12 protein-coding genes and 1 pseudogene are annotated in these 12,748 nt (G+C 68.5%); 6 read left to right on the top strand and 7 right to left on the bottom strand.

Annotated features, from left to right (window positions below):
* Window positions 1-160: 160 nt before the first annotated feature.
* The 7 genes and pseudogenes from ACZ4WS_RS24345 to ACZ4WS_RS24315 form a co-directional block, all read right to left on the bottom strand.
* A pseudogene (locus ACZ4WS_RS24345) lies at window positions 161-304 on the bottom strand (2Fe-2S iron-sulfur cluster-binding protein); the annotation flags it as partial.
* Between the two features lie 12 nt (window positions 305-316).
* A complete protein-coding gene (locus ACZ4WS_RS24340) occupies window positions 317-1,783 on the bottom strand; it encodes a HupE/UreJ family protein (protein ID WP_467983318.1) in 1,467 nt (488 codons plus the stop codon).
* Window positions 1,780-3,000: a DUF3500 domain-containing protein gene (locus tag ACZ4WS_RS24335; RefSeq protein WP_467983317.1), complete on the bottom strand. Its 1,221-nt coding sequence runs from the start codon at window positions 2,998-3,000 to the stop codon at window positions 1,780-1,782. The genes ACZ4WS_RS24340 and ACZ4WS_RS24335 overlap by 4 nt, the downstream gene beginning before the upstream one ends.
* 346 nt (window positions 3,001-3,346) lie before the next feature.
* Complete coding sequence (locus ACZ4WS_RS24330) at window positions 3,347-3,898, bottom strand: hypothetical protein (RefSeq protein ID WP_467983316.1); 552 nt, start codon at window positions 3,896-3,898, stop codon at window positions 3,347-3,349.
* Between the two features lie 39 nt (window positions 3,899-3,937).
* Entirely contained in the window at window positions 3,938-4,462 is a 525-nt protein-coding gene (locus tag ACZ4WS_RS24325) for a hypothetical protein (protein WP_467983315.1), read from the bottom strand.
* Window positions 4,463-4,905: 443 nt separating this feature from the next.
* Entirely contained in the window at window positions 4,906-6,504 is a 1,599-nt protein-coding gene (locus ACZ4WS_RS24320; protein ID WP_467983314.1) for a serine/threonine-protein kinase, read from the bottom strand.
* 364 nt (window positions 6,505-6,868) lie between these two features.
* The gene (locus tag ACZ4WS_RS24315) at window positions 6,869-7,639 is read right to left on the bottom strand and encodes a serine/threonine protein kinase (protein WP_467983313.1); all 771 of its coding nucleotides are present in this window, start codon (window positions 7,637-7,639) and stop codon (window positions 6,869-6,871) included.
* Between the two features lie 175 nt (window positions 7,640-7,814).
* Here ACZ4WS_RS24315 and ACZ4WS_RS24310 point away from each other — a divergent pair, with 175 nt between their 5' ends.
* The 6 genes from ACZ4WS_RS24310 to ACZ4WS_RS24285 all read left to right on the top strand — a co-directional run bounded on the left by ACZ4WS_RS24310 (window position 7,815) and on the right by ACZ4WS_RS24285 (window position 12,745).
* Window positions 7,815-8,423, top strand: coding sequence for a hypothetical protein (locus tag ACZ4WS_RS24310; protein ID WP_467983312.1), 609 nt, complete (start codon window positions 7,815-7,817; stop codon window positions 8,421-8,423).
* Window positions 8,424-8,432: 9 nt separating this feature from the next.
* Entirely contained in the window at window positions 8,433-8,738 is a 306-nt protein-coding gene (locus ACZ4WS_RS24305; RefSeq protein WP_467983311.1) for a hypothetical protein, read from the top strand.
* 483 nt (window positions 8,739-9,221) lie between these two features.
* Window positions 9,222-9,857 carry a sensor domain-containing protein gene (locus tag ACZ4WS_RS24300; RefSeq protein WP_467983310.1) on the top strand — a complete coding sequence of 212 codons (636 nt, stop codon included), beginning with the start codon at window positions 9,222-9,224 and terminating at the stop codon, window positions 9,855-9,857.
* The gene (locus ACZ4WS_RS24295) at window positions 9,854-11,518 is read left to right on the top strand and encodes a DNA/RNA non-specific endonuclease (protein WP_467983309.1); all 1,665 of its coding nucleotides are present in this window, start codon (window positions 9,854-9,856) and stop codon (window positions 11,516-11,518) included. Before ACZ4WS_RS24300 ends, ACZ4WS_RS24295 begins: the two co-directional genes overlap by 4 nt.
* 2 nt (window positions 11,519-11,520) lie before the next feature.
* The gene (locus ACZ4WS_RS24290) at window positions 11,521-12,012 is read left to right on the top strand and encodes a hypothetical protein (protein ID WP_467983308.1); all 492 of its coding nucleotides are present in this window, start codon (window positions 11,521-11,523) and stop codon (window positions 12,010-12,012) included.
* Window positions 12,013-12,067: 55 nt separating this feature from the next.
* Window positions 12,068-12,745 (top strand): vWA domain-containing protein, encoded by a 678-nt coding sequence (locus tag ACZ4WS_RS24285; protein ID WP_467983307.1) that lies wholly within the window; start codon window positions 12,068-12,070, stop codon window positions 12,743-12,745.
* The last annotated feature ends 3 nt before the right edge of the window (window positions 12,746-12,748 follow it).

The following is a 12,748-nucleotide window of genomic DNA, read 5'->3' as shown; positions in this document are numbered from 1 at the left end:
GCCGCGGAAATAACCCCAAACCCCCCGGCCCCCCCCCGCCCCCCCCCCACCCCCCCCCCCCCCCCCCCCCCCCCCCCCCCTCCCCCCCCCCCCCCCCGGCACTGTCATGACTGAGCGAATTCGAGACGTGTGGGCACGGGTTCCTCAGCTGTCGAAGCCCGACGGTCAGGGTCTCGGAGACCGGGGACGACTGGCAGGTGAGGACGTCGACCTCGGCGGGTTCGAGCACGTGGTTGCGGCGTATGTCGGCCTCACCGTCGGTGACCAGGGCGCGGCAGGTGCCGCAGACGCTCGTCGCCGCTGCGCCGACGAAGGGCTACCCACCACCCGATCTCGAGTCGGCCGGCGCCTGACCGACGCGCTCGCGCGGGCTGTGCGCGAGCGCCGATCCGGGTGCGCCCTCCGCCTCCGGCCACGGCCGTGGCCGGAGGCGGACACCACCGCCCGGTGCGAACAGCGGGCGCCACCGAGTGGCCAGTGTCCAGCCGACGGCGGCGACCGCTGCCGCTGCGAGAGTGACCAGCATCAGCGTGGTGTGGGATCCGGCGCTGTCGGCCGCCCTGGCGACCGGGTTGGGCAGGCCGAGCCGGTCGACCAGCCAGCCGACGGCCGCCGTGCCGGTGAGCAGCGCGCCGCCCACCCGCAGCGCGGGCTGCACCCGCAGCCGCGCGATCACCAGCAGCGTGGGCAGGGCGAGGCAGACCAGGAGGAGCTGGACCAGCTCGATGCCCAGGTTGAAGCCGAGGAGGCTGAACACGAGCTGTCCGGTGGACAGATGCATCTCGGCGAGCACGAAGGAGAACGCCATGCCGTGGCCGAGGCCGAAGACGCCGGCCACGACCGCTTCCCGGCCCGGGAACAGGGGGCGGATCGCGTGGATGGCGCCGACGAGGATGCTGGCGGCGATGAACGCCTCGACCGGCCGGCCGGGGATCTCCAGGCGGCCGAGGGCGGTGGCGGCCAGCGCGACGGAATGGCCGACGGTGAAGGCGAGCGTGATGCGGCCGATGCGCCCGAGCGCGGCGCGGGGGCCGACCAGGCCGTCCCAGCGTCGCCCGGTGGCCAGCAACGGTGCGGGCAGCAGCAGGATGAGCAGGAACAGCAGATGGTCGGTGCCGGTGAGGATGTGGTTGCCGCCGAGTTCGACCATGGCGACGAAGCCGCGCCAGGCACTCCCCTTGCCAAGGTCGACGGTCAGCGGCGGGACGCTCATGTGCCGGACGTCGAGACGGATGGTGCCGACCTGGGTGGCGCCGTCGCCGGTGACCCGGCCGGCTGCCCAGTCCTGTCGTACCGACACCAGCGTCACGTGGGTGACGACCTGATGGACGATCACGTCGTAGTTCAGGGTGAAGTGCCGTACGTCACCGCCGGCCGGCGGGGTGAGCACGGCCTTGGCGACCAGCTCGCGGTACGGGCCGGTGGAGGTCTGCTGGGTGCGGCTGAGGCTCAGCGCGCCGATGCTGACCTGCCAGGCCTCGCCCTTGAGGGTGGTCGGGCGGATGTGCTTGCCGAGGTAGGCGCGGATGACCGTGGCCTTGGCGGGCAGGGCCGACGGTTCGAGGTTGGTCAGATCGATCCCGCTCGCCGTGGCGAAGTCACCGACCGGCAGTGCCAGCCGCGCGGTGACGGAGGCCTTGTACACGTCGAGCTGGACCACTGAGTGCGGCATCGGGTGCGCGGCGGCCGGCGACGCTCCGAGCAGGAGCGCCGCCGGTACCGCGATCGCGATCCCGGCCACCAGGCGAAGTGCTGTGGTCAGCCAAGTTCGCGGTCGGGTCATGAGAAGGTGAACTCGCTGCCGTAGTCGCGGGTGTGGTCGCGGTACACGGTGTGGTAGTGGATCTGGTCCCGGTACACGAGGCCGTTCTGGCAGACGAACTCGATCCACACCCCGGGGCCGTCGATGCGCACGTAGTCGCCCTGGGTGTCCAGGCCGGTGCCGCCTGAGTAGCCGACGTAGGTCTCGTTCAGCTCACGCGCGTACGTCTTCATGAGCTTCTTCGCGGTGGCGTCGTCCACATTGGCGACCCAGGGGTGCATCGCCTCAAGGACCAGCTTCTTCTGCTTGGGCGAGAGCGAGCTGACCTTGATGCCTTCCTTGGTCTCCGGGAACTGGCCGTCCTCACCCGGGCCGAGGAGCACGTCGCTGAACGACTCGGACAGCTTGGCCGTGGCCAGCTGCTCCGTGCTCAGGCTGCCGGTGAGCGCGAGCAGGCCGTTGCGCATGGTCGCCAGCGGCGAGTACGTGGTGCCGTCGTCGTCGGTCCACGTGGTCGGCTCGACACCGACGAAGAACGGGCTGGCGCCGGCCACCTTGCCCTTCTTGTAGGTCTCGTTCACGGCGAGGTGGTGGCCGCCGAAGTGCAGCTGCCAGGTGCCGTCGGTCGAGGGGGTGCCCAGGAACGCCAGGAAGTAGACGCCGCTGCCGTAGCCGCCGAGGCCGCCGCCTCCGGCGCCGCCGGACGGCGGGGTGCCGGTCGGGACGTCGGTCGGGGCGTCGGTCGGGGCGTCGGTGGCCGAGGAGCTGGGGGACGCCGTGGCGGACGGGTCCGCCGAGGCCGTGCTCGACGCGGTGTCCGAGGGCGCCGGCCCCGCGGACGAAGAGCTGGTGCTCTGCGCCGAGTTGAGCACGTCGTCGGCCTTGATGATCTGCGTGATCTGGTCGTACCCGGTGCCCTTGCCGGTGCCCGTGGCCGCCTTCACCACCTTCATGGCGGCGGCCAGCTGAGTGTCGGTCAGGGAGCCGAGCTGGATGCCGGGACGGCAGGACGAGCCGCACGGCAGGTTCGACCACGCCGTGGCGTTCGCCTGGGAGAAGTCCAGCAGCACCTCGGCCTGCTGGTCGGCGTCCAGCGTGTTCAGGAACGCGTTGGCCGCGCTGACCACGGCACCGACGCCGGTGGCGTGCTTGTCGACCGGGCGCTTGACAGCTGCGGTCTGCGTATCCGTCGAGGCATTTGCAATCGCATAACCACCGCCGGCCAGCACAATTGCCACGACGGCGCCGATTATGCCCCGCCAAGTCCGTCGTGTGCGTACTCGACGGGTTCTTTCTCTACTCACGAACCACTCCTATAAACCTGGAATGACGTCCTGGCCATATGGGCAGCACCCATCGGCCGGCTTCGAGATCGCTGTGTCCGTGTAGATACCGGACATTTCCCATGCCCATCGGCCGCTTGCCAGCAGCCACAAGCCTGACGGAAACGCACGACGGGCATCCGATGGCCCGCCCGCGCGATTGTTGACAAGATTACCGACACTCTTACTGAAATCTCAATGCATCGCCAGGTGAACAAAATATTCTCGAGTCATGCTGCAGCGTGACGCAAATTCAGGGAATTCACTTATGAATTTGACAGGCTGCCCTTATCGCGCGAATAGGGTTTCCTGCTATTGCCCTGGAACGGGAGTGACGACAATGCGGACCGGGTCGCCCTCGCGTTGCTCGAGACGCCAGCAGGATCGGTTCGGGGGTCAGCCCGACGAAGACGGCGCGGCCACTGCGCCCGAGCGAGAGCGCGGTCGCGGAGCAGACGCTCCGCCAAGTCGCGGTCTGAACCGACACGTTGGATGAGTGGGCTGTGGCCGATGCGCGGAAGGCCGGTGCAGCGGACTGCAAGTCGGTAACGGTGCTCCCGTGGCAGGCGTTCAAGATGAAGCTCGCAGCCGTGGGGCTCAGGGGCAACGAAGTAGCCACGGTCGGCCATTTCGTCGAGCCGCTCCGTGTACCAGGCTTCGAGCAAGTCAGGATCACGGTCGGCTGGATGACCGAGCAACTGGCCGGCACGCCAGTGGTCGTGCTGGGACAGGTCCGTAGCTCGGCCGTGGTGCGGCGGCGCACGATGTCGAGCATCTTGTGGGCGAACTGGACGACGTGGAAGTGATCGACCACGATCGTCGCGTGGGGCAGGCCGGTGCGGATCGCGGCGCGCTAAGGACTGTCCCGTAGCCGACGGACATGTCGATGGCGACGTACCGGCCGCGTCGATTTCGACATCCTCACGGCCGCGATCCTCCAGCGTTCGCGCCACCAGCGACGCCAGGTCGAACGGGTCGCCGCGGTCGCGCACATGGGCGCTGCCGCCAGGGTCAGCAGCGACTCCAGCAGCCGGGTGCGCTGCCCGTTGATGGCCAGCAGCTGTTCGAAGTTGGCCCGGAACGACGCCACGTCCGCAGCCGGGTCGATGAGCGGCTCCTCGAGCAGCGCGTGCTCGACGGTCAACGGCGTGCGCAGTTCATGGGCGGCGTTGGCGACGAACCGCTTGTGCGCGTCGAGCGCCACCTCGAGCCGGCCGAGCAGCCCGTCAACGGTGTCGGCGAGGTTCTTCAGCTCTCCTCCGGCCCCGTGGGCGAGAGCCGCTCGTGCACGTTGTGGTCGGAGATCTGCCGCAGCCGCTCGGTCATGGTGCGCACCGGGCGCAGCATCCGGCCGGCACTGCATCGGCCTGCCGTCCACCCGCACCTACACCTCGGCGAAGTCGACCTCCGCCTCCTCACCGGGCCGGTGAACCTGCGGGACCATCCCCAGCAGCCGGGCCCGGCCCGCCTCCACCCTCACCTCCGGCTGTCGCCTCCGGTAAAAGCAAAAGCCCCAGGTCACGGCGAGTGAGTCCTGAGGCTTCCACAGAGCCGCCTTCGGGATTCGAACCCGAGACCTACGCATTACGAGCCCGCCAGGGATCGTGCTGAACCGTGGTGCAGGGTCATCCCCTTGCGCTCCCCCACAGTCTGACGAGGCACTGCATCCGCGCAGACAGCCCGCCGCTGCGACGGTGCCGACACAGCTTGTCGAGATCGAACAGCCGAGGCAGCACCCGACGACGCTGTGGAGGCGTTGATGTGGTGACCGCGTGCTTCCAGGAGCTGACGCCACCGGGAGCGCGCGCTGGACAGGGCTGGTCACTGCACCGTGGGGGTGCCGTTGCGGATGGCGAACTTGGCGGAGCACTGCTTGTCGGCGCTTGCGCCCTGTTGCCAGACGCAGATCCGCATGGTGTGACCGATGTCCGAAATCACGCTGGTGCGTTCGGCGCCGCTCGATGCCGCGAGGCCGACGGTCAGCCCGTCGTCCCGGATCAACTCGGCGTGGCACGTCTCGAAGTAGCTGGTGTTCAGCATCCCGTACAGGTTGCCGGAGCCGGCGTTGTCGAGCCAGGCCGTGCAGCCGCCGGCGGGTCCGGCGGAGACCCCGGAGCCCTCGATCGCGGCGGAGTCGTCGCTCATGCTCACGCCGTCGATCGGATATGCGCTCGGCTCCATGGTCGCGGACGTGCTCGGGCGTACGACGGAGGAGCCTCCTGCCCCCGACGAGGTGGACGAGGGCGGGAGGCCCACCGGTTCAGCGCTGCCGTTCGTCGTGGCGGAGGCTGACGGCGAGGCGCTGGGTGAGCGGGAGGCCGAGGGCGACGCGCCGGTGCTATGGGCACCGGACGCGGAAGTGGACGCGGAGATGGAAGTGGACGCGGAGGCCTCGTTGCCGCGTGTGCTCGTGTGGGATCGGAAAAGCGAGGGGTCGATGAGCACGACACCTCCGACGACCACCGTGACGAGGCAGGCGACGAGCAAAGGGATGAGGATGCGGCGGCGCCCACGCCCCGAGCGTCCCTGCTGGGGGGCGACCATGACCTCGGCCGCGCCACCGGACTCTGGGGAAACGACCGCGCCGCCGGCCACCGCGCTACTCGCCGCCGCAGGGGCCGCGGTACGGGCCGCGGCGGCCATCATCGCGGCGTCGGGGAAGCGGTCCTCGGGTTTCTTGGCGAGGGCGGTGGCGACGAAGTCGCGCACCGGTTGCGGGAAGTCGGCGGGCAGGGCAGGCACCGGCTGCTGGACGTGCTTGACCAGGATCTCGATGGCCCGCTCACCGTCGAAGGGCAGTTTCCCGGTGAGCATCTTGTAGCAGACGACGCCCATTGAGTAGAGATCGGAGGCCGGGGTGGTGCCATGGCCCTCGACCTGCTCGGGGGCGATGTAGAGCGCGGTGCCGACGACGGCGTGCTCGGGGGTGATCTTGGAGGTGGCGAGGTCGCGGGCGAGGCCGAAGTCGGTGACCTTCACTCGGCCGTCGGCGCAGATCAACAGGTTGGACGGCTTGATGTCACGGTGCACGACCTGCCGCCGGTGCGCGGCGTGCAGAGCCTCGAGCGCTTCGGCGGTGGTGGCCAGCGCCTGCTCGGGTGGCAGCGGCCCGCTCTCCTTGAGGAACTCGTCGAGCGGTCGTCCCTCGACGAGTTCCATGACGATGTAGGCCACCCGGCTTCCGTCGCCGAGGGCGTTCTCGCCGTAGTCGTGGATGTCGACGATGCCGGGGTGGTCCAGCGAGGCGAGGATCAGGGCCTCACGGCGGAAACGCTTGGCGAACCTGGCGTCGTCGAGCAGCTCCGGGCGCAGGATCTTGACCGCGACCCGGCGTTCGAGGACAGTGTCGTCGGCCCGCCAGACGTCGCCCATGGCGCCGCCGCCGATCCGCTCGGCCAGCGTGTAACGCCCGCCGAGCACGGTGCCCCGATCCCACACACCCGTCCCCCAGATCGCACCCGGTCAACAGCTGTCAACCGGGGGGGAGTCTGCCAGATTCGGCCGCGACAAACCAAGAAAGCCCCATCCACGGAACGGTTCTGCCAAGCCGTCAACTCAGCGGCCTTGACGAGGTCCGGTGCGGTATCGCGCCCCGTAAGGGGCACGTGTCGATATGCGGCTCCGCCGCGTGGGCGCGACCAGCCCCCACCGGCCCGCGGGTTCGTCATCGCGCTTCCAGCGGAGCGCTTAGCTCCGGAGGCAAGGCAGACGGGGCCGTCCGGTCGGCTCGGTGACATGCCGTACGGCGACGGCACGCCCGGCGGTACATGCACGGGACCCTCACTCATGCGGTCGAGTCCCAGAAGATCTGCAGGTGCTTCTCCTGGACCAGGTCGAAGCGGAGGGCGAGTGAGACGAGGGCTTCGCGCTTCCAGTCGAGGCGCGGGCTGTCCTGCGTGCCGGTGCGCTCTCGCACCTTGAGCTTGGAGCCCGCCAGGTAGTCGATGTGGAAGTTGACGGCGGACACGGTCAGGTCACCGCAGCCGGGAAGCGCGCGCAGTCGGCTGACGACCTCGGGGACGCTGGGGATGGCGAGGCTGGACGGGTCGCGCAGCCGGGGCTCGCAAAGGGCGAGCAGCACCAGGAAGTACTTGGCCGTGGGGTCGAGTACGAAGGGCATGAGGGTCAACTCGGCCGAGCGGCTCACGGGAGCCTCCGGTCCCGGGTCGAGGAAGGTGTGACGCGGGGCGAAGACCGTGAACCGGACGAATCCGTCGGTCAACGGCAGTACCACGCGGGAGAGTTCGAACGGGATGGGCGCGCCCATGCGGCGCGGGGCGACCTTCACGTACTCGCCGCCGCCCTCCAAGTTCTCCACCACGTACGTGGTGCGCGGGCTGAAGTTGGTCAGCCGCCAGTGGTCGTCGCTCGCGGTGAGTTCCCCCGCGTAGCGGGACACACCCTCGCCGAAGAGGGGGATGTCGACCGGCCGTTCTCCGGCTCCGCGCCCGAACGTGGCCATCTGCCCCGGTCCTAGGGCGAGCTGCCGGGGTCGGCCATGCCGCACGGCAGCCGCCCCCGGAGGTTCCGGGAGTTGAACGATGACCGTCTCCATGCTGCGCGCCCCATGTCGTCCACGTCATCCGCCCGAGATCGCGGAGACCCTGAGAGCCCTCAGGTTACGTGGGACGGCGGGCAGCAGCAGAGTCGTCGACGTACTCGACCTACTCGACTTCCTCATCGCAGTCGTCGCAGTCGTCGCAGTCGTCGACGTAATGGAGGTATCCCGCATGACAGACGCCACGCAGGATCCGGGGCAGCCGACCGCCGCACCACTCCCCTCGAAAGCCGCTCCTTCGAAGGCCGCTCCTCCCGAGGTCGACCGGCTGGCGGGCACGCGGGGACTCGGCGAGTACATCACCGCCCGTCACGGGGTCTCGCCCTCACGCGCACTGGCGACCGGGGCGGCCATCGCGGCAATCGCGCTCGCATTCCTGATCGTGCTGAGTGGACCGGTCTCCAACGCATCGGTCTTCTCCTCCGCCTACTCGGTTCTGCACGCCGTCTACCTCGGCTTCCTGCTCATGCTCGTCGCCGGAGTCGGCCACGGCATCCGCGGTCTCGTCGCCGGTGCCCAGGCGCACTACCTGTACGCCGGCGGAGTCGTGCACACACGCAGGTCCGTCACCCGCGCCGTCGCTTGGCAGGACGTCATCCAGCTCAGGAGCATCCACCGCCGACGCGGCGACCGGTCCGACGTGGGCGAGGTCGTCGGCTACCGGCTGGAGGCACGGGATGGCACGTCGATCGTCATCCCGCTGGTCCTGACGGAGGGCCGCGACGCCTTCGTCGACCGGATCGTCGCGGCCCTCCGCACACACAACCGCCCGATCGTCTAGGAGTTCACGATGTCCGACAGCAACGACACCACCGCCGAGGGGACGACCGTCCCGGCCTCCTCCCCACCGCTGTACGTGGCCGTCCCGGCGCCGTACCACGTCGCCTCCCCCGAACAGCGGGCCATCTGGGAGACGAAGGCCAAACGCGGCATCGGCTTCGGCGCCGCATGGCTCATCGGCGGCGTGCTCATCACCGTCGTCACCTACGCCCAGGCCCAGGGCGGGGGCGTGTACTTCGTCGCCTGGGGTCCGGTGATGTACGGCATCTACCGGATCGTCACCGGCCTTCTGTTGCTGAACAAGAGCAAGAGCTGAGGTCCTGGCCATTTTCGACGTCCCGCACCCAATCGGACGAGCCGATGCATGGATGGAGTGACTGTGCCCGAGCAAGAGGCGAATGATCCGATCGCGTCAACCGACAGGGCCACTTGGCAAGTGCATCCCGGGGCCGGAGCGCACGGCGGATCCGGGAAGACGGAACTTCCCACCTGGCAGCAGACCCCCCGGGCCACACCGCCCCCCATGGGGCGACCCGCACCTCTCAAGACGCCGGCTCCCAGGACACCTGCGCGCAAGACACTGGCGCGGCCCACCCAGCCGACCGCGCCCACCCCGGCTACGCCGACCACCACGCCGACCACCACGCCGACCACCGCGGCCAAGCCGAACGGGCCCGGCACCGCTGGCGGTCCGAACGCTTCGACCGGATCACCCCGACAGGCGTCCGCGCCACGGGCTCACCGCGCTCGGGGTCGTATCGGACCGACGATACGTCGATGGCGGCTGCCGCTCGTCGCCGTGGTGCCCTGCCTCACGCTGGCCGGCATCGGCTGGTGGTGCTGGCCCAGCCAACCCGACCCCGTCCCACTGCACTTGGTCGCGGGCACGGTTCACGCCGCGCTGCTCACTCCGGACGAGGCGAGTCAGCTGACAGGGATGACCCTCACCTCCAGCTCCGGGGCGAGCAAGCCCTCTCCAGCCCTGGCCGCCGATCCATCGAGCTGCGCCATCGCAGTCGGGCCGACCACCCAAGCGGTCTTCGGTAAGGACTGGACGGCCTTCCTGTCCGCCACCTATCAGGACGCCGGAGGACTCGGTGCCTTCACGCTGAACCAGGTCGTCGGCATCTATCCCGACCGTGAGAAGGCCGGTGTTGTCCTCCGGACGCTGACTGCGGGGCTCCGTTCCTGCTCGTCGGCCGTCCGTACCGACCAGGACAGCGGCAGCTCCAAGTGGACCTATCGCATCGACGACACCACGTCGAACAGCGTCTCCTGGACAGCCACCCAGGACGGCGACAACGGCTGGGCCTGCTATCGCCAGGCACAGCTCAAGGGCAAGTCGCTTCTCCAGGTGGGGATCTGTGAGGCAGGCGACGGGCGGTCGACCGTCCAGACGCTCACTCGGGAGATCGCATCCGAGGTGAGCGGATGAACACCAAGGGCGAGAAGACCCACCGCACATCCCGGTCGCGCCGGAACGGCGGACGGCGCGGTGTCGTACCGGCTCTCACGGCGCTGCTCGTGCCGGTCCTCAGCGCGGGCCCGGCAGCGGCCGCGACCTCGACGATGCCCCGCACGGCAACCGCGCCGGCGAGTACCGAGGTCCCCGCACCAGTCTCCGTGACCGGCGGCCTTCCCACCAACATCGTCTTGAAGGACGTCATCCCCTACAACAACAAGGTCACAGAACTCGAGCGGCGCAAGACGGAACTGACCACTGAGAAGCAGTCACTCAGCAAAAAGACGGCCAAAGTCAACTCGCAGACCGACACCTACAACACCAAGGACGCCGCCTGCGCGGCCCGGGTGAAAGCCCACAACAGCAAGATGGACGCCTACGAAGCGAAGGTGGATGCCTGGAACTCCACCTCGCACGACTACGAGGTGCCCAGGCAGCAGGCCGCGTACGAAGCGGCCGTAGCCGACAAGGAAGCGCTCGACGCCGAAGGCGTCGAACTCCACCAGGAGACGGCATCGATCAATGCCGAGCAGAAGCAGCTCGACGTCGAAGAAGCCCAACTCAGCGCCGAGCAGGCCGAGCTGACCACGGAGATGACCGACCACAACGCACAGGTCGCGACCTGGACGTCCGACCAGCAGCAGCTGGAGACGCAGCATCAGCAGCTGCTCGTGGACATCGTGACCGCACTCCAGGACCAGCTCGACACCCCACCGACCCAAGCCGCGTCCATGGCCCGGGGCGGAGACGCGACCGAGCCCCCGGAACCCACCGCCCAAGCCGCCCAGGCCCCCGGCGGCGATCCCACCTCACGGGCCAGCCAGGTGGCATCCATCAGCTACTACGCGGTGACAAACGCTGTCCCCGTGAAATTCCAGCCCGTCGCGGTACGGCTCACGCCGGGCACGATCTCGAAGCAGTCAGCATCGGCCACCGCCCAGTTGCCACTCGCCACCACCTACGACGGCCTGGTGCGTGAAGCGAACGGCCACTACAAGGCCATCCAGATTCAGAGCAGCACCACCCGCACCGACCGGGGACGAGCCGCCTTCACCAACCTCCTCGCACACGGCGGGCGGGCTACCACACCGGTCAACGGCCGCCCGGCCGTCATAGACGGGACCATCACCGTCCCCGCCGACGACAGGGCCGACGACGCGTGCAACACAGGTGCGGGCTTCGACGGAAGCATCGTCTACCTGCCCCGCCACAAGCAGGCCGGCGAATGCGTGGCCACTGGGGCCTACGGACAACTCGGCTTCAAGAACTACACCGGCCCGGGCCGGCGCAAACTTGGCTTCGCCCTGCCGGGCCTCGGGACCCTGCCTGGGGACAATCGGGCCCGGGGACACCTCATCGGCTACGCCATGGGCGGCTCGAACACGGACACCCGGAACTTCGTTCCCCTGTACCAAGAAGCCAATCAATGGATGTACACGCACGCGGAAGATCCGGTCGTGAAGGCCATCAAGGCAGGCGGCAGTGTGTACGTCGAGGCATATCCGCAATACGGGAACCCGAACTCCGCCGTGCCGACTTCAATCACATACGACACCCAGGGTGACATCGAAGAGGAATGCGTCATCGAGAACAACGCCACGGGTGCCGGAAGCTACTGCCGGAATGGAAATTGAAAATGCACGCCAGTGAAGTACTCGACAAGCTTGTACCAATTCTGGGCCACCCCGTGCGCCATGGGGAAGCCGACCAAGTGGCGCACATCGGCCAGGAATGGGGAGTCCGGTTTCCCTCGGACTTCATCGAGGTCGCCGGAGCGTACGGCCATACCGTGATCGGCGAGTTCATCTTCCTCACCGGAGCACCGAGCATCCGTTCCTACGCGGAGCGGATGGGGAAGCACATGGACGAGAACCCGACCGTCCCCTGCGCGGTATTGCCGACCCCGGGCGGATCGCTCCTGTGGGGCAACACGATCGAGGGCGATCAGCTCTTCCTGCGGCCCCAGGACGACGGACGCTGGACCGTTTCGGCTTTCCGTCTGAACCATCGGGACTGGCTCGAAACAACTCACGAGTTCGGCGAATGGTTCATTGGCGTTCTGTCAGGGGAGCTGGAGACCGGCTGGATGCCTGAATGGCCGCCACCCCCTCTCGACCTCGAAGTGTGAGATCCACCGAATATCGACCTCCATCAGAAAAACAATCACGCAGGAGGGAATCCGAATGCCCGAGACAAAAGGCGTACTACTCCCGGCCTACGTACTGGCCGACGAGTCAGGCTCGATGAGCCCGTACCTGGAGGAACTGTCCAACGGACTGGTGTCGTTGTGCGAGGGACTCCGCGCGGAACCGATGGTCGCCGCGAAACTGCGGCTGGCGGTGCTGGGGTTCTCCGACGACGTGCAGGTGCGGCTCGCCGTGGCCGACATGCGTACCGAGGGCACCCTGCCCCAGATGGAGATCCGTGGGCTCACCAACTACAAGGCCGTATTCGAGGATCTGCTGCATCGGATTCCCGCCGATGTGCAGTGGCTGCGCGGCGAGGGATACAAGGTGCACCGCCCCGTGGTGTTCCTCCTGAGCGACGGGCAGCCCACCGACGGCGGGTCCTGGCGCGGCCCCCACGCCGCGCTGACCGACAAGGACCAGACCCCGACGGCCCCGAACATCATCGCCTGCGGCATAGGCGACGCCCGGGCCAACACCATGCTCGAAGTGGCGACGCGCCCCGAATTCGCCTTCGTCGCGAAGGCGGGGACCGACCTCGGCCAGGCCATCTCCGAGTTCTTCCATTCGCTGACCGCCAGTCTGGTCGCCTCCGGGCAGGCGCTGAACTCGGCGAGCCCGCAGCTCGTGGTCAACCGGCCGGACCAGTTCACCATGGCGATCGACGAGGTGTGACCG

Source organism: Streptomyces sp. NPDC029292 (assembly GCF_055569295.1).
Note: the sequence above shows the minus strand (reverse complement) of the source record. Positions and strands in the feature narration are given on the sequence as shown.

Excerpts from the sequence above, each read along its gene's own strand:
- ACZ4WS_RS24290 (WP_467983308.1), top strand. The coding sequence starts at position 11,521 with ATGCACGCCAGTGAAGTACTCGACAAGCTTGTACCAATTCTGGGCCAC.
- ACZ4WS_RS24305 (WP_467983311.1), top strand. The coding sequence starts at position 8,433 with ATGTCCGACAGCAACGACACCACCGCCGAGGGGACGACCGTCCCGGCC.
- ACZ4WS_RS24295 (WP_467983309.1), top strand. The coding sequence starts at position 9,854 with ATGAACACCAAGGGCGAGAAGACCCACCGCACATCCCGGTCGCGCCGG.
- ACZ4WS_RS24340 (WP_467983318.1), bottom strand. The coding sequence starts at position 1,783 with ATGACCCGACCGCGAACTTGGCTGACCACAGCACTTCGCCTGGTGGCC.
- ACZ4WS_RS24315 (WP_467983313.1), bottom strand. The coding sequence starts at position 7,639 with ATGGAGACGGTCATCGTTCAACTCCCGGAACCTCCGGGGGCGGCTGCC.
- ACZ4WS_RS24310 (WP_467983312.1), top strand. The coding sequence starts at position 7,815 with ATGACAGACGCCACGCAGGATCCGGGGCAGCCGACCGCCGCACCACTC.
- ACZ4WS_RS24285 (WP_467983307.1), top strand. The coding sequence starts at position 12,068 with ATGCCCGAGACAAAAGGCGTACTACTCCCGGCCTACGTACTGGCCGAC.